Origin of the sequence: Flavonifractor plautii ATCC 29863 (assembly GCF_000239295.1) — a bacterium.
GTDB lineage: Bacteria > Bacillota > Clostridia > Oscillospirales > Oscillospiraceae > Flavonifractor > Flavonifractor plautii.
The window spans coordinates 1-20,403 of sequence record NZ_JH417845.1; the positions used below are offsets into that span (position 1 = coordinate 1).

Annotated in this window: 20 protein-coding genes; 18 read left to right on the forward strand and 2 right to left on the reverse strand. The window is 61.9% G+C overall.

Annotation, left to right across the window (positions count from 1 at the left end; all coding sequences use genetic code 11):
• The 10 genes from HMPREF0372_RS16860 to HMPREF0372_RS16905 all read left to right on the forward strand — a co-directional run.
• Window positions 1-511: DUF2156 domain-containing protein (locus tag HMPREF0372_RS16860; RefSeq protein WP_007495143.1), on the forward strand; the 511-nt coding region annotated here is incomplete at its 5' end.
• A 32-nt stretch (window positions 512-543) separates the two neighbouring features.
• The gene (locus HMPREF0372_RS16865) at window positions 544-1,422 is read left to right on the forward strand and encodes a GNAT family N-acetyltransferase (protein WP_035300426.1); all 879 of its coding nucleotides are present in this window, start codon (window positions 544-546) and stop codon (window positions 1,420-1,422) included.
• 397 nt (window positions 1,423-1,819) lie between these two features.
• Window positions 1,820-2,770, forward strand: coding sequence for an ABC transporter permease (locus HMPREF0372_RS16870; protein ID WP_007495147.1), 951 nt, complete (start codon window positions 1,820-1,822; stop codon window positions 2,768-2,770).
• A 2-nt stretch (window positions 2,771-2,772) separates the two neighbouring features.
• Window positions 2,773-4,101 carry an ABC transporter permease gene (locus HMPREF0372_RS16875; protein ID WP_007495149.1) on the forward strand — a complete coding sequence of 443 codons (1,329 nt, stop codon included), beginning with the start codon at window positions 2,773-2,775 and terminating at the stop codon, window positions 4,099-4,101.
• Between the two features lie 18 nt (window positions 4,102-4,119).
• On the forward strand, window positions 4,120-5,172 hold the full coding sequence (locus HMPREF0372_RS16880; protein ID WP_007495151.1) for an ABC transporter ATP-binding protein: 1,053 nt from the start codon (window positions 4,120-4,122) through the stop codon (window positions 5,170-5,172).
• Window positions 5,165-6,199: an ABC transporter ATP-binding protein gene (locus HMPREF0372_RS16885; protein ID WP_007495153.1), complete on the forward strand. Its 1,035-nt coding sequence runs from the start codon at window positions 5,165-5,167 to the stop codon at window positions 6,197-6,199. Before HMPREF0372_RS16880 ends, HMPREF0372_RS16885 begins: the two co-directional genes overlap by 8 nt.
• Window positions 6,200-6,822: 623 nt before the next feature.
• Entirely contained in the window at window positions 6,823-8,547 is a 1,725-nt protein-coding gene (locus tag HMPREF0372_RS16890; RefSeq protein ID WP_007495157.1) for a peptide ABC transporter substrate-binding protein, read from the forward strand.
• 163 nt (window positions 8,548-8,710) lie between these two features.
• Window positions 8,711-9,574, forward strand: coding sequence for a transporter substrate-binding domain-containing protein (locus HMPREF0372_RS16895; protein ID WP_039997926.1), 864 nt, complete (start codon window positions 8,711-8,713; stop codon window positions 9,572-9,574).
• A gap of 92 nt (window positions 9,575-9,666) precedes the next feature.
• Entirely contained in the window at window positions 9,667-10,362 is a 696-nt protein-coding gene (locus HMPREF0372_RS16900; RefSeq protein ID WP_007495161.1) for an amino acid ABC transporter permease, read from the forward strand.
• Window positions 10,349-11,071 carry an amino acid ABC transporter ATP-binding protein gene (locus tag HMPREF0372_RS16905; RefSeq protein WP_007495163.1) on the forward strand — a complete coding sequence of 241 codons (723 nt, stop codon included), beginning with the start codon at window positions 10,349-10,351 and terminating at the stop codon, window positions 11,069-11,071. The genes HMPREF0372_RS16900 and HMPREF0372_RS16905 overlap by 14 nt, the downstream gene beginning before the upstream one ends.
• A 59-nt stretch (window positions 11,072-11,130) precedes the next feature.
• Here HMPREF0372_RS16905 and HMPREF0372_RS16910 read toward each other — a convergent pair whose 3' ends face one another.
• Both HMPREF0372_RS16910 and HMPREF0372_RS16915 read right to left on the reverse strand, forming a co-directional pair.
• Window positions 11,131-12,822 (reverse strand): DAK2 domain-containing protein, encoded by a 1,692-nt coding sequence (locus tag HMPREF0372_RS16910; RefSeq protein WP_007495166.1) that lies wholly within the window; start codon window positions 12,820-12,822, stop codon window positions 11,131-11,133.
• Window positions 12,823-12,859: 37 nt separating this feature from the next.
• Window positions 12,860-13,210, reverse strand: coding sequence for an Asp23/Gls24 family envelope stress response protein (locus HMPREF0372_RS16915; RefSeq protein WP_007495170.1), 351 nt, complete (start codon window positions 13,208-13,210; stop codon window positions 12,860-12,862).
• A 220-nt stretch (window positions 13,211-13,430) separates the two neighbouring features.
• Here HMPREF0372_RS16915 and HMPREF0372_RS16920 point away from each other — a divergent pair, with 220 nt between their 5' ends.
• The 8 genes from HMPREF0372_RS16920 (at window position 13,431) to HMPREF0372_RS16955 (ending at window position 20,295) form a co-directional block, all read left to right on the forward strand.
• Window positions 13,431-13,625, forward strand: coding sequence for a hypothetical protein (locus tag HMPREF0372_RS16920; RefSeq protein ID WP_009259650.1), 195 nt, complete (start codon window positions 13,431-13,433; stop codon window positions 13,623-13,625).
• A 156-nt stretch (window positions 13,626-13,781) separates the two neighbouring features.
• On the forward strand, window positions 13,782-14,309 hold the full coding sequence (locus tag HMPREF0372_RS16925) for a DUF1836 domain-containing protein (protein ID WP_009259649.1): 528 nt from the start codon (window positions 13,782-13,784) through the stop codon (window positions 14,307-14,309).
• 43 nt (window positions 14,310-14,352) lie between these two features.
• Complete coding sequence (locus HMPREF0372_RS16930) at window positions 14,353-15,225, forward strand: DegV family protein (RefSeq protein ID WP_007495176.1); 873 nt, start codon at window positions 14,353-14,355, stop codon at window positions 15,223-15,225.
• Window positions 15,225-16,172, forward strand: coding sequence for a 50S ribosomal protein L11 methyltransferase (gene prmA, locus HMPREF0372_RS16935; RefSeq protein WP_007495178.1), 948 nt, complete (start codon window positions 15,225-15,227; stop codon window positions 16,170-16,172). The genes HMPREF0372_RS16930 and prmA overlap by 1 nt, the downstream gene beginning before the upstream one ends.
• 142 nt (window positions 16,173-16,314) lie before the next feature.
• The gene (locus HMPREF0372_RS16940) at window positions 16,315-17,472 is read left to right on the forward strand and encodes a diphosphate--fructose-6-phosphate 1-phosphotransferase (protein ID WP_009259647.1); all 1,158 of its coding nucleotides are present in this window, start codon (window positions 16,315-16,317) and stop codon (window positions 17,470-17,472) included.
• Between the two features lie 144 nt (window positions 17,473-17,616).
• On the forward strand, window positions 17,617-18,396 hold the full coding sequence (locus tag HMPREF0372_RS16945; protein ID WP_007495181.1) for an ABC transporter permease: 780 nt from the start codon (window positions 17,617-17,619) through the stop codon (window positions 18,394-18,396).
• Window positions 18,372-19,163 carry an ABC transporter ATP-binding protein gene (locus tag HMPREF0372_RS16950; protein WP_007495183.1) on the forward strand — a complete coding sequence of 264 codons (792 nt, stop codon included), beginning with the start codon at window positions 18,372-18,374 and terminating at the stop codon, window positions 19,161-19,163. The genes HMPREF0372_RS16945 and HMPREF0372_RS16950 overlap by 25 nt, the downstream gene beginning before the upstream one ends.
• A gap of 55 nt (window positions 19,164-19,218) precedes the next feature.
• Window positions 19,219-20,295: an ABC transporter substrate-binding protein gene (locus HMPREF0372_RS16955; protein WP_007495185.1), complete on the forward strand. Its 1,077-nt coding sequence runs from the start codon at window positions 19,219-19,221 to the stop codon at window positions 20,293-20,295.
• Window positions 20,296-20,403: the final 108 nt, after the last annotated feature.

Consider the following 20,403-nt stretch of genomic DNA (forward strand, 5'->3'; position numbering starts at 1 on the left):
TCAGAGTACTGTCCTTTCTATAGGTACCATTTTAAACCGCTTTGTAGAGAACAACCCCACCTGGACCTACGAGGAGATCACCCCGGCCACCCTGCCCGAGTGCCTGGAGATGGACAAGGAGTGGTACCGCCGCTCCCTCCAGCGGGAGGGAGACGCCGAGGAGCGGGATCTGGGAGACGAGGGAATTGCCCTGCGCACCGCCATGGAGCACTATGAGGAGCTGGGCCTTGAGGGCGGCCTCATCCGGGTATACGGCGAGGTGGTGGCCTTCACCATCGGTGACAGGCTGTCCGCCGACACCTACGACGTGCACTTCGAGAAGGCCTACGGCGAGCTTCAGGGGGCCTACGCCATGATCAACCGGGAGTTCGCCCGCTGGGTGCGGGCCCGCCACCCGGAGATCCGGTACCTCAACCGGGAGGACGACATGGGCGTGGAGGGCCTGCGCAAAGCCAAGCAGAGCTATTACCCCGACCTGATGGTGGAAAAGCACACGGCGGTTATGAAGTGACGGTTTTTGAAGCGATAAGAAAGGAGCAGCTTATGTTGGAGATGCGTCCCGGCCGTCCGGAGGAGGTTCCGGCCCAGAAGGCGCTGTGGAAGGCGGCCTTCGGGGACGAGGACCGCTATATCGACTGGTTCTACGAGTGCTGCGGGGCCTCAGCCGACGTTCTTGAGGTGGTGGAGGAGGGGCGGCTGGCCTCCATGCTGGCCCTGCTGCCCCAGACGTTGACCCTGCCCGGCGGCGGAACCGCCTCGGGCTGGTATATCTACGCCCTGGCCACCGACCCCGGGGCGCGCAGCAAGGGCTACGGCCGGCAGCTTCTCCGCTTCGTGGACGGCTATCTGGCCGAGCGGGGAGCGGACTGCGTTACCACTGTGCCCGCCGAGCCAAGCCTGTTCAAATTCTTCGGGACGGTGGGCTTTGCGCCCTGCTTTTCCACCCGGAAGCTGGAGCTGCTCAAGAGCATGCTCCAGCCCGCGGCGGAGGGCGACCGGGCAGAACCCGTGGAGCCGGGGGAGTACAACACCATCCGGCGCCGCCTGCTGGAGGGGGCGCCCGCCGTGGACTACCCGGAAGAGCTGATCCGCTACCAGCAGGGCATGGGCCGCCTGTCGGGGGGCGGGCTGTACCGGTTGAGCGTGGACGGCGCGGAGGGCTGCGCCGCCGCCGAGTACACCGACGGGGAGAGTGTGCTGTTCAAGGAGCTGCTGCTGTCCCCGGACAAGATGGGCCGCGGGCTGGCGGCGCTGGAACGGGTGCTCCCCGGGGCGCGCTGCTATGTGCGCACCCCTGCACTATGGGATGGCATGAAGGGTAGCTACCTCCAGCCCTTCGGTATGATTAAGTGGTACAGCGCCGAAAAGCGGGCGCTCTGGGGGGAGGGCACCCACGGCTATATGGGCCTGGGCTTCGACTGAGCGGAGCCCATGGCGGGCGCGGACATCGGTCCGTGCCCGCCTTTTTGCAATTTATGCAGAAAAGCGATTCAAGCGGTGGGAATTGCATGCCCGGCCGAAATTGCATAAAGAGGGCGAATAGGTGAATAATATACGGAATATTTAAATTCCACACTATGAAAAAAGGCGGTTTTTTGGCTGGCACAACTCGAAAAGCGTCTGACAGCGAAATAATATGTGGACAGATAAGCGGAAAATTGTCTTTGTATGAAGGACACATGCAAGATTAGGGGGAGTTTCCATCAAATTTGGAGGGCCATACTCTTGACGCATGGGACAAATTACGATAAAATGGAGAAACACTTACGATGGGGCAGTTTCGATTGCGTGAACAGAGAATAATATGGGAAGTGAAAGAATGGCAAAATACATTGTGAAACGGGTGATCATGGCCCTCATCACCATTCTGGTCGTTGCCTGCGTCACCTTCGTCCTGATGATGTCCGTGCCGGGCAGCCCGTTCAACGACGAAAAGATTACGCCGGAGCAGAAGGCGGCCATGGAGGCCAAGTACGGGATGGATGACCCCCTTGGGGTTCAGATGCTGCGCTACCTCAAGGGAGTCATCGTGGACCAGGACTTCGGTGTCTCCCTGAAGATGCAGAAGGACCGTCCGGTGCTGGACATCATCACGGAGAAGTTCCCCCTCTCCGCAAAGATCGGCGTCATCGCCCTGGTATGGGCCGTGGCGGTGGGCATACCATTGGGCTGTCTGGCGGCCTATAACCGTGGGAAATGGGTAGACAGCGTCTTACGGGTGGTGTGTACCCTGGGTGTGTCCATGCCCGGCTTCGTGGTGGCCACCTTCCTGCTGATGCTTTTCTGCAATGATGGGGCGCCCTTTAAATTCATGGGCATCAACGTTATTTTTGACGCCTCCCAGGGGGCCAAGGCCTACCTGATGCCCTGTCTGGCCCTGGGCCTTTACCCCATGTGCTATATTGCCCGCCTGACCCGCTCCTCCATGCTGGACGCCCTGGGCCAGGACTATATCAAGACCGCGCGGGCCAAGGGCCTGCTGACCCCCAGGATCATCTTCAAGCACGCCCTGCGCAATGGTGTCATCCCCGTCATCACCTACCTGGGCCCCCTCACCGCCTTCACCCTGGTGGGCGGCTTCGTGGTGGAGACCGTCTACACCATTCCCGGCCTGGGCCGCTATCTGGTGCAGTCCGTGCAGAACCGCGACTACTTCATCATCATGGGCACCACCATCTTCCTGGCGACCCTGGTGGTCATCATGAACCTGGTGGTTGACATCCTCTACCGCGTGGTGGACCCCCGCATCGATCTGACGAAAGGAGAGTAAAAATGGCAGAGAAACAGAAAAAAGCTGTCTTTGGCTCCCTTCAGCCCGATGTGGACCCCCTGCTGGAGCTGAACGACCTGACGGCGGCGGACTTCGCCCCGGCTACCAGCGGGGAGAAGGAGGACTTCATCCAGCAGCGCAAGAGCGTATCCTACTGGGCGGATGCCTGGCGCCGCCTGCGCAAGAACGTGGTGGCCATGGTGGCCCTGGGCGTGATTGTACTGTTGGTGCTGTTCGCTTTTGTTGGCCCCATGCTGGTACCCTACGGATACGACCAGTTCAACGCCGGCGCAGAGAACCTCTACCCCTGGCATTACTCCCTTGAGGCCCAACAGGCCTATAAGGAGGCCACCTCCTCCCAGGACCCCGACGAGGCCGTTGCCGCCGCTGAAGCGGAGGCGGCCGCCCGCGGCGAGGAGCTCAGCAGCAAGGACAAGGCGCTCATCCGCGCCCAGGCCAAGGCCGGCGGCGGCGCCGAGTACGAGGGTATGAGCGAGGAGGAGATCTACAAGGCCCTGGGCTACTCCGCCCAGCCCTTCGGCTACTCCAACGACGAGCTGCAGCGCATCGCCGACGGCGAGAAGGTGTTCCCCCATGTGTTCGGCACCGACCGCTACGGCCGCGATATCATGGTGCGCACCATGTTTGCCACCCGAGTGTCCATGATCATCGGCCTCACCGCCGCGCTGATCGTGCTGGTCATTGGTGCGCTCTACGGCTCCATCTCCGGCTTCTTCGGCGGTACGGTGGATGTGGTCATGCAGCGCATCGTGGACGTTATCTACTCCCTGCCTGACGTGCTGATCATCCTGCTCATCGCCACGGCCATGGGCCCCCATGTCACCCAGTTCATCACCGACCACCAGGGCTTCTTCCTGGCGGAGTTCTTTAAGAAGGTGGGCCCCAACCTGATGGGCATGTTCATTGCCTTTGCCTGCCTGTATTGGGTGGGTATGAGCCGCATCATCCGCGGCCAGATCCTCACCCTCAAGAAACAGGAATACGTGACCGCGGCCCGTGCCCTGGGCGCCTCCAGCGGCCGGATCATCAAGCGGCACCTGCTGCCCAACTGCATCGGCCAGATCGTGGCCACCACCTGCCTGCAGATCCCGTCCGCCATCTTCACAGAGTCCTTCATGTCCTTCCTGGGCGTGGGCGTGCTGGCTCCCCTGACCAGCCTGGGCTCCATGTGCTCCGACGCGCTGGGCGGCATCAGCACCTACCCCTACCGTTTGATCATTCCCGCTATCATCATCAGCATTATGATCCTGTCCTTCAACCTGTTTGGCGACGGCCTGCGGGACGCCCTGGATCCCCGTCTGAAGAAATAAGAGAGGAGGAGACAATCAATGGAACAGAACGAAAAGTCCGGCAAGCTGCTGGAAGTCAAGGATCTGCGGGTCTCCTTCTTTACCCCCGCAGGTGAGGTCAAGGCCGTCAGCGGCATCAGCTATGACCTGGATTACGACGAGGTCATGGGCATTGTGGGCGAGTCCGGCTCCGGCAAGAGCCAGGAGGCTTACTCCATCATGGGCCTGCTCCAGTCCCCCGGCAAGGTCATCGGCGGTTCCATCACCTTCGAGGGCCGGGATGTCCTGGCCTTCAGCAAGAAGGAGATGGCCTCCTTCCGGGGCAGCGAGGTGGCCATGATTTTCCAGAACCCAATGACCTGCCTCAATCCCGTTTACACCGTGGGCAACCAGCTCATCGAGGCCCTGCGGGCCCACGACAAGAAAATCTCCAAGGCCGACGCCGCCAAGCGGGCCATGGAGATGCTGGAGCTGGTGGGCATCAACAACGTGGCCAAGCGGATGAAGCAGTACCCTCACGAGTTCTCCGGCGGCATGCGCCAGCGTGTCATGATCGCCATGGGCCTCATCTGCCACCCCAAGCTGCTGATTGCCGACGAGCCCACCACTGCTCTGGACGTGACCATTCAGGCCCAGATTCTGGAGCTCATGAAGGAGCTCCAGAAGAAGACTCACATGGGCATTATCTTCATCACCCACAACCTGGGCGTGGTAGCTGAGATCTGCGACAAGGTCTCCGTCATGTATGCCGGCAAGATCGTGGAGCAGGGGCCGGTAGACGACATCTTCTACAAGCCCGGCCACCCCTACACCGTGGGCCTGCTGCGCTCCATGCCCCGCGTGGACGCCGAGAGCTATGAGCGGCTGATCCCCATCGAGGGTACGCCCGTGGACATGCTCAATCCCCCCGAGGGCTGCCCCTTCGCCCCCCGGTGTGAGCATGCCATGAAGATCTGCCTGCAGAAGATGCCCCCCTACGTGGAGCTGGGCGAGGGCCACCGCTCCGCCTGCTGGCTGCGGGTGCAGGATCAGCTCGACAAGGCCGGACAGGAGAAGCCGGTACAGGATCAGGAGGTGAGCGGCCGTGAGTGAGAAGAATGACATCCTGGTTCAAGTGGACCACCTGAAAAAATACTTTCCGGTCAAGGGCGTTCACGGGCCCGGCGTCCAGGCGGTGGAGGACGTGTCCCTCTTTATCCGCCGGGGCGAGACCCTGGGTCTGGTGGGCGAGTCCGGCTGCGGCAAGACCACCCTGGGCCGAACCATTCTCCAGCTCTACACCCCCACCTCCGGCCGCATCGAGTACGGCGGCGAAACCATTTTCGAGGGACAGGACCCCTGGCCCGCCGGTGAGAACGGTGAGAAGCAGCACGTCAAGGTTCCCAAGTGCAGGCAGGTCAATATGCTGCCCTACCGCCGCAAGATGCAGATTATCTTCCAGGACCCCTCCGCCTCTCTGGACCCCCGCATGACAGTGGGCGAGATCATCGGCGAGGCTCTGGACATCCATAAGCTCTGCTCCTCAAAGGCCGAGCGCACCGACCGGATCAAAGAGCTGCTGGGCATGGTGGGTCTGAACACCGAGCACGCAAACCGCTATCCCCACGAGTTCTCCGGCGGCCAGCAGCAGCGCGTGGGCATTGCCCGCGCCCTGGCAGTCAAGCCCGAGTTCATCGTCTGCGACGAGCCCATCTCCGCTCTGGATGTGTCCATCCAGTCCCAGGTGGTCAACATGCTGGAGGACATGCAGCAGGAGCTGGGCCTGACGTACCTGTTCATTGCCCACGACCTGTCGGTGGTGCGCCATATCTCCAACCGCATCGGCGTCATGTACCTGGGCTCCCTGGTGGAGCTGGCCGAGAGCTATGAGCTCAACAAGAATCCTCTCCACCCCTACACCAAGACCCTGCTTTCCGCCGTTCCGGTGCCAGACCCCGAGGTCAGCCGCCAGCGCCAGCGCATCGTGCTGGAGGGCGATATTCCCTCCCCCATGCACCCGCCCAAGGGCTGCCGGTTCCACACCCGCTGCCCTTACGCCACCGACAAGTGCAAGGAGGCCGTGCCGGAGTTCAAGGAGCACGCGCCTGGGCACTGGGCTGCGTGCCATCTGCTGGGGTAAGCGAGGTTCCGGCACAGTGGTTTTGCCGACGGCGGGGGCAAGCCCCCGCCCTACGTGACGGTCGGTTTCGGTCCCCCTCGGAGAGCGGAGGGGGTATCGCGCCGCAGGCGCGTATCCAGGGGGAACTGGTTCCCCCTGGAAGGCGCGGCGTTGAAGCGAAGCGACACATTTCCCGCAGGAAATGTCCGCGCCTTTACTGGGCCGCGTGCCATCTGCTGGGGTAAGCGGAGTCCCGGCATCAGTGGTTTTGCCAGCGGCGGGGGTATCCCGCCGCAGGCGCGTGTCCAGGGGGAACTGGTTCCCCCTGGAAGGCGCGGCGTTGAAGCGAAGCGACACATTTCCCGCAGGAAATGTCCGTGACTTTACTGGGCTGGCTGTCATCTGCTGGGCTGATTTCAGAGCCTTGCCGTGATTTGGAGCAGACAGTATCTGGTAAAGTGCGGCTTTACAAAGCGTCTGCCATGTGCTATAATGTAGACTATTAAAGACAAATGTATTTTTGCAATGGACAGGGGTACCCCTGTCCGCTGCCCCGGAACGGGGCAGCGATACATAGTGTATCAATGCTTTTGGGCATTTTGGTACAAAATAGAGGATCACAATTGATTGGAGGTACAAAGCGAATGAAGAAGAGCAGAGTCCTTGCTCTGGGCCTGACCGCTGCGCTGTCCGTGTCCCTGCTGGCCGGCTGCGGCACCGGAGATACCCAGACCACCCCGGCTCCCGAGGGGAGCACTCCCGTGGAGACCGGCACCACCGGTGCTGCGAACGAGCTGAACGTGTGCTTCGCGTCCGAGCCCGAGACCATGGATCCCAGCATGAACCGTACTGTGGACGGCAACGTTATGATTACCCACCTGTTTGAGGGCCTCTACAAGTGGGTGGACAGCGATCCCTCCGGCGACGGGCGCAACGGCGCTACCGCCGTGCTGGAGCCCGGCATGGCCGCCGAGGAGCCCACTGTCACTCCGAATGAGGACGGTACCTATACCTACACCTTCAAGCTGCGTGAGGATGCCAAGTGGTCTGACGGCCAGCCCGTGACCGCCAACGACTTCGTGTACTCCTGGCGCCGCCTGGTGGATCCCGCCACCGCCTCTCCCTACAACACCATTATCGCCATGGTAAAGAACGCCAACGAGATCATCGCCGGCGAGCTGCCCAAGGAGGAGCTGGGCGTCGCCGCTCCCGACGAGCACACCTTTGAGGTCACTCTGACCTACAACTGCCCTTACTTCCTGGACATCTGCGCGTTCCCCAACTGCATGCCTCTGCGTGAGGACATCGTGGAGGGCAACGCCACCTGGACCCAGGATCCCAGCACCTATGTGACCAACGGCGCGTTCAAGATGGCCTCCTGGACCCACGACGCCGAGATCGTCATGGTGCCCAACGAGAACTACTATGATGCCTCCAACATCACCCTGGAGAAGCTGACCTTCAAGCTGATGGACGATGCCAACGCCCAGCTCACCGCGTTCAAGAACGGCGACCTGGACTACATGCAGAATCCTCCCCCGGATGAGATGGCCACGCTGCTGACTGACGGCACCGTGATCCCCGGCGACTATCTGGGCAGCTACTACGCCTGCTTCAACAACACCAAGGAGCCCTTCAACAATCCCCTGGTGCGCAAGGCTTTCTCCCTGGCTATCGACCGCAACTACATCGTGGAGCAAGTGACGCAGGCCGGCGAGATTGCCGCTGACGCCTGGGTGCCCGTAAGCGTGGTAGACGCCGAGGGTACCTCCGGCGACGATTTCCGCACTGTGGGCGGCAGCTACTGGAGCGTGTCCAAGGACGACTATGAGGCCAACTGCGAGGAGGCCCGGAAGCTGCTGGCCGAGGCCGGTTATGAGAACGGCGTGGGCTTCCCCGAGACCACCTACCTGTACAACACCGACGACAAGCACCAGGCCGTGGCCGAGGCCCTCCAGTCCATGTGGAAGAACGTCCTGGGCGTTGAGGTCACTCTGAATAACCAGGACTGGAACGTGTTCCTGGAGACCCGTTCCAAGGGCGACTACAGCATCTGCCGCAACGGCTGGATTGCCGACTACAACGACCCCGTGTCCTTCCTGGATATGTTTATGACCGACAACGGCAACAACGACGCTCACTACTCCAACGCGGAGTACGACGCCATCATGACCAAGGTCCTGAGCGACTCCGACGCTGCTGGCCGTATGGAGCTGATGCACCAGGCCGAGGATCTGCTCGTGGGCGAGGACCAGGCCATTGCCCCCCTGTATTATTACTCTCAGCCTTACATGGTGGCGGACGATGTCCACGGTATGTACTACACCCCGCTGGGCAACTTCCTGTTCTTCCACGCTACCAAGGGTTAAATTTCTCTCTGATTGGACAAAAGGGCGGAGCCGCATGGCTCCGCCCTTTCTTTTTTGTGTGCTTTGACGAATGAATAAATATTGCATTTTTATGAATATAGTGTATAATAAGAACATCAAAAAAGCCCACGCAGGGCACACAAGGAATAGGAGAGAATGCACTATGAAAAGTAAGAAGCTGGCCGCCCTCGGCCTGACCGCAGTTCTGTCCCTCGGTCTGCTGACCGCCTGCTCCGGAGGCAGCGACGACACCAACGAAACCCCCGCCGGCAGCACGCCCCCTGTGGCAGAAAGCGGCGCTCCCGCCGCCGACAGTCCCGCCAACTGGACCTCCGCTGACGCCCTGGCTACCGCCAAGATCGCGGTACAGGAGGGCACCACCGGCGACGCACTGGTGAGCGATACTTACCCCGATGCCACAGTCAGCCGCTTCAAGGCGGTCACTGCCTGCGGCATGGAGCTGCTCAACGGCCGCGTGGACTGCGTGGTGGTGGATTCCCTGCCCGCCCAGAAGCTGGTGGAGGCCAACGCCGACAAAATGATGATCCTGCCCTTCGCCGCCTCCGACACCAAGGAGGCCTATGCCATCGGCCTGCCCAAGGGCTCCGAGCTCACCGAGGAGTTCAACGCCGCCATGGAGACCCTGAACGAGAACGGCACCTACGACCTGCTGGTGCAGAAGCACATTTCCAACGAGGATGTAGAGCTGCCCGAGCTGCCCTCCTATGAGTCCAAGGGCACCCTGACCATGGGCACCAATGCCGAGTTCGAGCCCTTTGAGTACGTGGGCGACGACGGCGAGACCCTGATGGGCTTCGATATCGACTACGCCAAGTACCTGTGCGCCACCATGGGCTATGATCTGGAGATTGAGAACATGGACTTCGACGCCCTGCCCGGCGCCCTGCAAAGCGGCAAGGTGGACTTCCTGGCCGCCGGCATCTCCATCACCGAGGAGAAGCAGCAGGTCATGGACTTCACCAACGAGTACTACGAGGCTACCCAGGCGATCGTGGTGCTGAAATAAACAAAGCCAACTAAAAAGTGGAAAGCCTGCGCCGCATTGGGCGGCGCAGGCTCTCCCTGTGTTTTGGAAAAAACGAAAAAGGAGGTTTTTCGGTGGAGCTGTTTCTACAAGAGCTTGCCAAGCTGGGTGACCGCTTCTACCTGGCGTTTGTCGCCGCCGACCGCTGGAAGCTCTATCTCTCCGGCCTGGGGAACACACTGGCCATTACCCTCGGCGCCATCTGCATCAGCACGGTGCTGGGAATGCTCCTCTGTTTGATGAAAATTTCCCGGTACAGGATTCTGCGCGGCCCTGCCAAGGCGTACATCGACGTCATCCGCGGCATCCCCGTGGTGGTGCAGCTCATGTTTATTTACTTCGTGGTGCTGGTCACCTGGACCAACAAGACAGCGGTGGGCATCATCGCCTTCGGCCTCAACTCCGCGGCCTATACGGCGGAGATTTTCCGCTCCGGCATCCTTGCGGTGGACAAGGGGCAGATGGAGGCGGGACGCAGCTTGGGCCTGACCCACGGACAGACGATGTGGAGCATCATCTTCCCCCAGGGCATCAAGAACTGCCTGCCCACCTATGCCAGCGAGTTTATTGTGCTGGTGAAGGAGACCGCCGTGGTGGGGTACATCGGTATGACCGACCTGACCAAGGCATATTCCACGGTACAGAGCCGTACCATGGACGCCATGCCGCCGCTGATTATCATTGCCGTCGTCTACTTCTGCATTACGAAGGTACTTTCCGTCATCTTTGCCAAAATGGAAAGGAGGCTGAGGGAAAGTGATCGCCGTTGAACACCTGACCAAGCGCTTTGGAAAGAACCTGGTTCTGGACGATATCTCCGAGACCATCGAGCAGGGGGAAAAGGTGGTCATCATCGGGCCCTCCGGCTCCGGAAAGTCCACCTTCCTGCGCTGCATGAACCTGCTGGAGACCCCCACCTCCGGCACAATCTCCTTTGAGGGGATCGTGATCAACGACCGCAAGACCGACATCAATGCCATCCGCCGCCAGATGGGCATGGTGTTCCAACACTTCAACCTGTTCCCCAACATGACGATTCGGAAAAATATCACCCTGGCCCCGGTCAAGACCAAGCTCATGAGCCAGGAGGAGGCCGACGCCGAAGCGGAGAAGCTGCTGGACCGGGTGGGTCTCAAGGACCGGGCGGACTCCTATCCCATTCAGCTCTCCGGCGGGCAGAAGCAGCGCATCGCCATCGTGCGGGCCCTGGCCATGAAGCCCAAGGTCATGCTCTTTGATGAGCCCACCTCCGCCCTGGACCCCGAGATGGTGGGCGAGGTTCTGGAGGTCATGAAGGAGCTGGCCGACGAGGGCATGACCATGGTGGTGGTCACCCACGAGATGGGCTTCGCCCGGGAGGTGGGCTCCCGCGTCCTGTTCATGGACGGCGGACACATTCTGGAGCAGAACGAGCCCCACGCCTTCTTTGCCAATCCGAAGGAGGAGCGCACCAGAGAGTTTTTGTCCAAGGTGCTCTGATGCAGAAACACAAAAAAGGTACGCCCCGCGGGGCGTACCTTTTTCTTGTTTGCGTGGGCTTATTCGGCGGAGATCATATAGTAATAGACAGGCTGACCGCCGGAAAGCAGGGTGATCTCGGCGTTGGGACAGCACTCGGTAAAGAGCTTGAGGGCCTTCTGGGCCTCCTTCTCACTGACATCCTCGCCGTAGAAGATGTTGATAAACTCGGCGCTCTGCTGGGCCTCGGCCTCCGCCAGACGGCGGAGCAGCTTCTCCAGCTTGCGGTCAGTGCCGAAGAGCTGGTGCTCCGTCAGGGCCAGGTAGTCGCCCCGCTTGATGGCAAAGCCGTCGAAGTCGCTGTCCCGGGCGGCGTAGGTAATCTCGGAGGTGTGTACCCGGCCGATGGCCTCCGCCATGGCGGCGCGGTTGTCCTCTACCTCCGCCTCGGGATCCATCACCATCAGGGCGGAGATGCCCTGGGGGATCGTCTTGGTGGGGAGCACCACCACCTGCTTGCCCTCCACCAGGCGGACGCACTGCTCGGCCGCCATGATGATGTTCTTGTTGTTGGGCAGGACGAAGACCACCTCGGCGGGGGTAGCGTCGATCTCCCGCAGGATGTCGTCGGTGGAGGGGTTCATGGTCTGGCCGCCGCTGATGACGCCGTCGGCCCCCAAGTCGCGGAACACCGCGGCCAGGCCGTCGCCCGCCGCCACGGCCACCACGCCGTACTTCTTCTCCGGCGGGGCGATCTTCCGTGCCCCGTGATTCCCCTCCAGCTCGGCCTCCACCGCGTCCAGATCGTCGGTGCTCTGGATGTGGCGGCCGGCGGCCAGATCCTCCGCCTGGGTGCGCATGTTCTCAATCTTGGCCAGCTCCAGGGTGCCGTACTTCTGAGCCTCGGTGAGGGCAGCGCCGGGAATGTCGGTGTGGACGTGGACCTTGAAGCAGTCGTCGTCCTCGCCGATGACCAGACTGTCGCCGATGCTGTTCAGATAGGCCTCAAAGGCCTCCAGCCCCTTGTGGGGAGAGGTTTTGCGGACAATGAACACGGTGTCGAAGGTGAAGGTGATCTCCTCCGCGGCAATGGCCGCGTAGTCGGTCTTGCTCTCCACCTTCGCCTCCCCCTCGCTGTCCCCCTCGGGCATGGGCACGCCCCGCAGGGAGTCCAGCATGCCCTGGAGGATCACCAGGAAGCCCTTGCCGCCGGCGTCCACCACACCGGCCTTCTTCAGGACGGGGTTCATCTCGGTGGTGTGCTCCAGGGCGAGCTGCCCCTCGGCGATGGCGGCCTCCAGCACGGCCTCCGGGTCGTTGGGGGTCTGGCGGGCTGCGTCGGCGGCCCTGGCCGCCGTCAGGCGGGAGACGGTGAGGATGGTGCCCTCGGCGGGCTTCATCACCGCCTTGTAGGCGGCGGCCACGCCGAAATCCAGGGCGATGGCCAGATCGCGGCCGTCGATGGTGTCCTTGTCCTTGACCGCCTTGGCAAAGCCGCGGAAGAGCAGGGACAGGATGACGCCGGAGTTGCCCCGGGCGCCCCGCAGCAGGGCGGAGGCGTTGGTGGCGGCGGCCTCCCCCACGGTGCGGGGCTGCTTCTTGCGCAGCTCCGCCGCGGCGGTGCCGAGGGTCAGGCTCATGTTGGTGCCGGTGTCCCCGTCGGGCACGGGGAAGACGTTGAGTTCGTTGATCTGCTGCTTCTGCAGATTGAGGGAGGCCGCCGCATGGATCATGGCCTGGGCAAACGACGCTCCGTCAATGCTCTCTCTCATATCGGTTGTTCCTTCCTTTCGATGGGCGCGGGCCGTTTCAGCCGATGACCATGGAGTCGATGCACACATCCACGCTGCGCACCTCGGCGCCCGTGGTGCGGCTGACGATATAGCGAACCTCGCTCATGATGGAGCGGCTCACCGCCATCAGGTTCACCCCGTTGTCCACCATAATATGCAGCTCGATGGAGACGGAGGAGTCCTCGTTGTAAGTGACCTTGACGCCCTTACCCATGGACTCCCGGCGCAGCAGATGCACCAGACCGTCCGTCTTGGAGCGCATCGCCATGCCCTTGACGCCGTAGCAGTTGGTGGCAGCCGCACCGGTGATGTTGGTGAACACGTCGCTGCTGATGGTGATCTCGCCCTTTTCGGTTTGGAGCTTCATGGACGCATCCTTCCTTTCCGTGGGAAAATGCAAGCGTACACCCGCCGGAGCGGGGGCAGAATGGATCCCATTTGTTCTCTTATTGTATTCTATTTTGCCTCAAATTACAAGGGAAAAAAGTTTCAAGAAAGTGGGAGGGGACACTTGTATTTTGCACCGGAAACGTGTACACTGGAAGCATACGGCACAGAGTGTCAACGCAGAAGGAGGCTTTCTGTCCATGAAGAAGTTGTTCGGGGCCCTTGTGAAGCTCTTTTCCCTGCTGGCCGTCCTGGGCGCGCTGCTCTATGCGGCGGTGCTCTACTGGGACAAGATCATGGCCGTGGTGGCCAAGCTGAGAGGCATGCTGCCTGGCCTGTCCACCGCCGCTGTGGACGACTCCGAGGCGGAGGACTACGCCGACTGGGAGATGTAACCGCATCGGGGGCCGCTATGGTCACATAATTTTGTTATGTGACCATAGCGGCCCTTTTTCATGCCCTGCGGGCCTTTACTTACCGAAAACCGATGTGATATAATAACACCAATATTTTGATACGTCATGTTTGAAACCAGAAAGGAGGAGGCGTCCGTGGAGGAAATCCGCGAGCTGAAGGAGCGCCTCGAGCGTGAGCGCCCGGTGGAGTGGGAGGCATTTCCCGACATCGGCCTGTATATGGACCAGCTCATTTCCTATATGCCCCGTCAGCTCATCCACTATGGGGAGGGGGAGAGCCTTACCTCCGCCATGGTCAACAACTACATCAAGGACGGGGCCATGCCCCGGGCCGAGGGAAAGCGGTACTCCCGCACCCACCTGGCCTATCTGACCGCCCTGTGCGCCCTCAAGCAGGTGCTCTCGGTGAAGGACGCGGGGCTGCTGCTGGCTGCCGCGTCGGAGGGGCGGCCGCCCCAGAAGCTGTACGAACAGTTTCGGGAGGAGCTGGACCGGGCGCTGGACGTGACGGCGGGCAGCCTGGACGGCAGCGCCGAGGCGGAGGAGCTGCCCGGCCTGGCCCTGGCCCTCGCTCTGCGCAGCTATGCCGACCGGCTGGCCTGTCAGCGGATTCTGGAACTGCTGCGGGAGCGGCGGCCCCAGCCGGAGAAGAACCGAAAATAACCGGGCGTGCCCGGTATGTGTGAATACTGGAGGTAATTTGCAGATGAATGATTATGTCCTGCTGACCGACTCGTCGGCCGATCTGACGGACGCGCTGGTAAAGGAACTGGGGGTGGAGGTGCTGCCCCTGTCCTTTACCATGAGGAACAAGACCTACCGCAACTGGCCGGACAACCGGGAGATCGACCCGAAGGACTTCTACCGCCAGCTCCGGGAGGGGGAGATGGCCACCACCTCGGCGGTCAATGTGTCCGACTTCACCGAGACCATAGAGCCCCACCTGAAGGAGGGGAGGGACGTGCTGGTGGTGGCCTTCTCCTCCGGCCTGTCCGCCACCTGCCACTCCGCCCAGATCGCCGCCCAGGAGCTCTCCGAGCAGTATCCGGAGCGGAAGGTGTATGTGGTGGACTCCCTGTGCGCCTCCCTGGGCCAGGGCCTGCTGGTGTGGTACGCCGCCCGCATGAAGAACGAGGGCAGGGGCATCGGCGCGGTGCGGGACTGGCTGGAGGAGAACAAACTTCACCTGTGCCACTGGTTTACGGTGGACGACCTCCACTTCCTCAAGCGGGGCGGCCGCATTTCCTCCGCGACCGCCGTACTGGGCACCATGCTGTCCATCAAGCCTGTCATGCATGTGGACGACGAGGGCCACCTGACAAAGGTGGGCACCGCCCGGGGCCGCAATGCATCCCTCAAGGCCCTGGTGGACCACATGGCGGAGACCGCCATCGACCCCGCGGGCCAGACCGTCTTCATCAGCCACGGCGACTGCGAGGAGGACGCCAACAAGGTGGCCGAGGACGTGAAGCGCCGCTTCGGCGTGCAGACCGTGGTGCTCAACAACGTGGGCCCCGTCATCGGTGCCCACTCCGGCCCGGGCACCGTGGCCCTGTTCTTCCTGGGGAGGCACCGCTGATGGAGGACGTGAAGTGGCTGGAAGTGACCCTGGACACCACCGAGGCGGAGCTGGACGCCCTGTGCGCCCGGCTTACCGGCAATGGGGTCACCGGGCTGGCCATCGAGGACGAGGAGGACTTCAAGACCTTTCTGGAGCAGAACCACCAGTACTGGGACTACGTGGACGACGGCCTGCTGGCCCGCATGAAGGGCATCTGCCGGGTGAAGTTCTACATCACCGACGACGCCGACGGCCGGAAGCAGCTTGAGGGATGGCTGGCGGGCATCGACCAACCCTATTCGCTCGCCAGTCTGGGGGACAACGACTGGGCCCACTCCTGGCAGAAGTACTACAAGCCCATGCCGGTGGGGGAGAGGCTCTACATCGTGCCCGAGTGGGAGCGGGGAGAGCCCGTCCCGGCGGGGAAAGCGCCCCTGTACCTCAATCCCGGCCTCACCTTCGGCACCGGGAGCCACGCCTCCACCCAGCTCTGCCTCATGGGGCTGGAGCGGTACACCGTCCCCGGAAAGCCGGTGCTGGATCTGGGCTGCGGCAGCGGTATCCTCTCCATCGCCGCCCTGGTCCTGGGGGCTTCCGCGGCGGCGGCAGTGGATATTGATCCCAAGGCGGTGGACGTGGCCTACGAGAATGCCGCCCTCAACGGCATCGGGCGGGACCGCTATACCGTGCGGGCGGGCAATGTCCTCACCGACGGGGCCCTGGTGGCCGAGCTGGCCCGGCAGAAGTACGCCCTGGTGCTGGCCAACATCGTGGCCGACGTGATCATACCCCTGTCCGCCCGGGCGGGGGAATTCCTGGACACGGACGGGGTGTTCCTGTGCTCCGGCATCATCGACACCCGGGCCGGCGAGGTGGAGGCCGCCCTGGAGCGGAATGGCCTGGCCGTGTTTGAGCGGCGGGAGCAGAACGGCTGGGTGGCCCTGGCCGCCCGTGCGGCCCGGTAGCGGAGTTCAAGAGGGGGGTGCGCGCCAGCCTGGTGCGCACCCCCTTCTTTGTCAAAAGGTATGACGAGAAATCCTCCTTGTGGATTTTGGCGGACGGCATTATAATGAGACGAAATGGACTGAAAACGAGGAGGGAACCCCATTGAAGGAGAACCTGATCATCATTCACGGGGGCGGCCCCACCGCCGTGCTCAACTGCTCCCTGTATGGGGCGGTCCGGGAGGCCCAGGCCAGCGGCCTGGTGGAGCATGTTTACGGCGCTGTGGGCGGCACCGGCGGACTGCTGAAGGAGAAGCTGCTGGACTTCGGCTCTGTGCCCGAGGAGGAGCTGGAGCGGCTGCCCACCACCCCCGCCACCGCCATCGGCACCTCCCGGGACGCCCTGGAGGCGGAGGACTACGCCCGCATGGCGGATATCCTGGCGGAGAAGCGCATCCGCTACGTGCTGATGAACGGCGGCAACGGCACCATGGACGCCTGCGGCAAGCTGGCGGCGGTGTGCCGGGACAGGGGGATCTCCGTCATGGGCATCCCCAAGACCATGGACAACGACATCGCCGTCACTGACCACTGCCCCGGCTTCGGCAGCGTGGCCCGCTACATGGCGGGCACGGTGCGGGAACTGGGGGTGGACGTGCGCAGCCTGCCCATCCACGTGGTGGTGCTGGAGGCTCTGGGCCGCAACGCGGGCTGGACCACGGCCGCCGCCGCCCTGGCCCGGGAGCAGGAGGGCGACGCGCCCCACCTGCTCTACCCTCCCGAGCGGCCGTTTCATGAGGACGAGTTCCTGGACAGGGTGGGCGATATGTACCGCAAGCTGGGCGGCGTGGTCGTGGTGGCCAGCGAGGGTCTCCACGACGACGAGGGCAAGCCCATCGTGCCCCCCATCTTCCAGACCGGGCGCTCCACGTACTTCGGAGATGTGTCCTCCCACCTGGCGCAGCTGGTGGTGCGGCGGCTGGGCATCAAGGCCCGCAGCGAGAAGCCGGGCATCCTGGCCCGGGCCTCCATCGCCTGGCAGTCCCCGGTGGATGCCGCCGAAGCCGAGGAGGCGGGCCGCGCGGCCTGCCGGGCGGTGCTGGCCGGGGAGACGGGGCAGATGGTGGCCTTCCGCCGCCTGTCCTCCGCGCCCTACCGCTGCGAGACCTTCCTGGTGCCCATCGAGGAGGTCATGCTGGGCGAGCGGGTGCTCCCGGCGGAGTACCTCACCGCCGGCGGCACCGACGTGACCGAAGCCTTCTGCGGCTGGTGCCGGCCCCTGCTGGGGCCGGAGCTGCCGTCCATGGCACGGCTGTTATGAACCTGCGGTTCCCAATGAACCCGGCCGGAGCGTTTGCTCCGGCCGTTTTTTACCGCAGTACCGGGAAAGTATGATAAAACTTCATACTTTTCGAAACCGGCTGGTTTTTGTATACTGAGAAGCAACAAAGGAGGCTCGGTTTCGATGCGACTGAAAAAATCGTCTTTCTGGAGCAAAATACCCAACTGGGTATGGGTGCTCATTTCACTGGCCGTTGCGATTGCAATCTGGCTGTTCGCCGCCTATACGTGGCCACTGGTGTTCGCTACACCGAAAGCTGTGGTGGATGCCTTTATCAGTAAGGCCGCCAGCGGCGTTTTGTGGGGCCATGTGTGGGCCAGTCTGTCCCGTGTACTGTCCGGCTTTGCCATCGCGTTTGTAGTATCTATCCCGGTGGCTTTCCTCATGGCGTGGTATGACCCCTTTCGCCACGTGGTGGAGCCCTGGATTCAGTTTATCCGCAACATCCCCCCGCTGGCCTATGTGTTCCTGATCATCGCAGCACTGGGTGTAGGCCAGGTCAGTAAGGTCACCGTCATCTTCATCGCCGCGTTCCTGGTCATGGTTATCACCATCTATCAGGGCGTCAAGGGAGTGGACACCACCCTGATCAAGGCGGCCCGTGTACTGGGCGCCAAGCAGAAGGATATTTTCTTTAAAATCACCATCCCGGCCTCCACTCCCTTCATCCTGGTCGCGGCCCGGCTGGGCCTGTCCACCTCTATGACCACTCTGATGGCCTCTGAGATTGTGGGCGGCGACAAGGGCATCGGCATGATGATTCAGCAGGCCAATGGATACTACCAGATGGACGTAATGCTCATGGGAATCATTCTTCTGGGTATTATCGGCATCTGCTTTGAGAAGATTGTGAAATTCCTTGAGAGGAGGTTTACGGGATGGCAGGAAACCATTCAGCAGTAAAGGTACATATCGACCACGTCGTCAAGAAGTTTAACGGCCGCAACGGTGAGATGGTGGCCCTCAACGGCGTGGATATGGATATTCATGAAAATGAGTTTATCTGTGTTGTCGGCCCTTCCGGCTGCGGTAAGTCCACCTTGCTCAATATTATCGGCGGACTGGAGACCCCTACCGAGGGCAAGGTTTTGGTAGATGGCGCAGAGGTTACAGGTCCCGGCCCCGACCGTGGCATCGTGTTCCAGCAGTACGCCCTGTTTCCCTGGCTCACCGTGGAGAAGAACGTCCAGTTTGGGCTTAAGCTCCAGGGTAAGAGCAAGGAGGAGGCCGAGGAGCTGGCCCACAAGTATTTGAAGATGGTGGATCTGGAGGGCTTCGCCAAGGCCTACCCCAAAGAGCTCTCCGGCGGCATGAAGCAGCGCGTCGCCATCGCCCGCGCCTACGCGGTCAATCCCAAGGTGCTGCTGATGGATGAGCCTTTCGGCGCCCTGGACGCACAGACCCGTACCCAACTCCAGCAGGAGCTGCTCAACACCTGGGAGAAGGAGCAGAAGACCTGCTTCTTCATCACCCACGACGTAGAGGAGGCCATCATTCTGGCCCAGCGGGTGGTCATCATGTGTGCCCGCCCCGGCCGTGTCAAGGAGATTGTGGACATCGACATCCCCTATCCCCGCGATCAGGAGACCAAGATGAGTCCTCGATTCCTGGAACTGAAGAATCACATCTGGAGTCAGGTCTATCAGGAGTACCTCTCTGTCCGCAAGTAAGTATGATTGTTCCGGGATGAGCCGGATCATCATAAATAATTAAGGAGGAACTATCATGAAGAAGAAACTGCTCTCTCTTGCACTGGCCTGCGGAATGGTATTCTCCCTGGCCGCCTGCGGGACTCCCGCCAACAATGATTCCCCAGCGCCCAACACCGAGTCCCCTGCCATCGGCACCGAGACCCCCGCGGCCGACACCCCCACCTATGAGCCCGCCACCGTCCGCGTGGCGTACATGCCCAACCTGGGCTCCGCCGGCTCCCTGTTTGTGGGCATTGAGCAGGGCTACTTTGAGGAAGTGGGCCTGACCGTTGAGACCTTTGAGTTCCAGGGCGGCCCCGCCGAAATTGCCGCCATGGCCTCCGGCGACATTGACATTTCCCAGATCGGCCACGGTGCCCATAAGCTGTGCATTCAGGGCGAGGCAAAAATCTTCCAGATGGATCACACCACCTCCCTGTCCGATGTGGTGGTGGGCAACAAGGCCAAGGGCATTGAAACCATCGAGGATCTGAAGGGCAAGACCGTTGCTGTGTCCTCCGGTACCTCCTCTGAGATTATTCTGGAGCAGGCCCTGGCCCGTGCCGGCATGACCATGGATGATATCAACACCGTAGAGATGACCGTGGACGGGATGACCACCGCCATGATCTCCGGGCAGATTGACGCCGCCGCCTCCTGGTCCCCCAATACCGTCACCCTGCAGAACGCTCTGGGCGACAACTACGTGGATCTGGGCACCAACGCCGACTTCCTGGACAGCGCCATCTTCCCCTCCAGCTACATTTGTACCCCTGAGTACGCCGAGGCCAACCACGACATCCTGGTGCGTTTTGCCCAGGCCCTGGACAAGGCTCATGACTGGCGCGCTGCCCATCCCGAGGAGATGGCCAAGTTGCTGGCCAAGGAGCTGGACGCCCCCGAGGACACCATGCTGGCCGCAGTTGGCGAGGCCGACTGGCAGACCATCACCGAGGTCTGCGGCGACATGGATGCCATCAAGACGGTCTATGAGACCCAGCAGGGCATTTTCCTGGATAATGGCACCATTACCGAGAATGTTCCTGTGGAGGACTATGTGCTCTTTGATGTAATGCAGGAGGCTTACGACGCCTACAGCGCCGCGAAGTAAATGACTGCCAACCCCGCCGGGGCTCCGTATTTGGCGGAGCCCCGGCGCTCTTTGTGTTATGCGTTGCACTGGCGGAGAGAACGCGATATAATAAAGAAGTGAATCCAC

Bases quoted from the DNA above. Each gene is read 5' to 3' on its own strand.
- HMPREF0372_RS16865 (WP_035300426.1), top strand. From the start codon at position 544: ATGTTGGAGATGCGTCCCGGCCGTCCGGAGGAGGTTCCGGCCCAGAAG.
- HMPREF0372_RS16870 (WP_007495147.1), top strand. From the start codon at position 1,820: ATGGCAAAATACATTGTGAAACGGGTGATCATGGCCCTCATCACCATT.
- HMPREF0372_RS16875 (WP_007495149.1), top strand. From the start codon at position 2,773: ATGGCAGAGAAACAGAAAAAAGCTGTCTTTGGCTCCCTTCAGCCCGAT.
- HMPREF0372_RS16880 (WP_007495151.1), top strand. From the start codon at position 4,120: ATGGAACAGAACGAAAAGTCCGGCAAGCTGCTGGAAGTCAAGGATCTG.
- HMPREF0372_RS16890 (WP_007495157.1), top strand. From the start codon at position 6,823: ATGAAGAAGAGCAGAGTCCTTGCTCTGGGCCTGACCGCTGCGCTGTCC.
- HMPREF0372_RS16895 (WP_039997926.1), top strand. From the start codon at position 8,711: ATGAAAAGTAAGAAGCTGGCCGCCCTCGGCCTGACCGCAGTTCTGTCC.
- HMPREF0372_RS16910 (WP_007495166.1), bottom strand. From the start codon at position 12,822: ATGAGAGAGAGCATTGACGGAGCGTCGTTTGCCCAGGCCATGATCCAT.
- HMPREF0372_RS16915 (WP_007495170.1), bottom strand. From the start codon at position 13,210: ATGAAGCTCCAAACCGAAAAGGGCGAGATCACCATCAGCAGCGACGTG.
- HMPREF0372_RS16920 (WP_009259650.1), top strand. From the start codon at position 13,431: ATGAAGAAGTTGTTCGGGGCCCTTGTGAAGCTCTTTTCCCTGCTGGCC.
- HMPREF0372_RS16930 (WP_007495176.1), top strand. From the start codon at position 14,353: ATGAATGATTATGTCCTGCTGACCGACTCGTCGGCCGATCTGACGGAC.
- prmA (WP_007495178.1), top strand. From the start codon at position 15,225: ATGGAGGACGTGAAGTGGCTGGAAGTGACCCTGGACACCACCGAGGCG.
- HMPREF0372_RS16945 (WP_007495181.1), top strand. From the start codon at position 17,617: ATGCGACTGAAAAAATCGTCTTTCTGGAGCAAAATACCCAACTGGGTA.
- HMPREF0372_RS16950 (WP_007495183.1), top strand. From the start codon at position 18,372: ATGGCAGGAAACCATTCAGCAGTAAAGGTACATATCGACCACGTCGTC.
- HMPREF0372_RS16955 (WP_007495185.1), top strand. From the start codon at position 19,219: ATGAAGAAGAAACTGCTCTCTCTTGCACTGGCCTGCGGAATGGTATTC.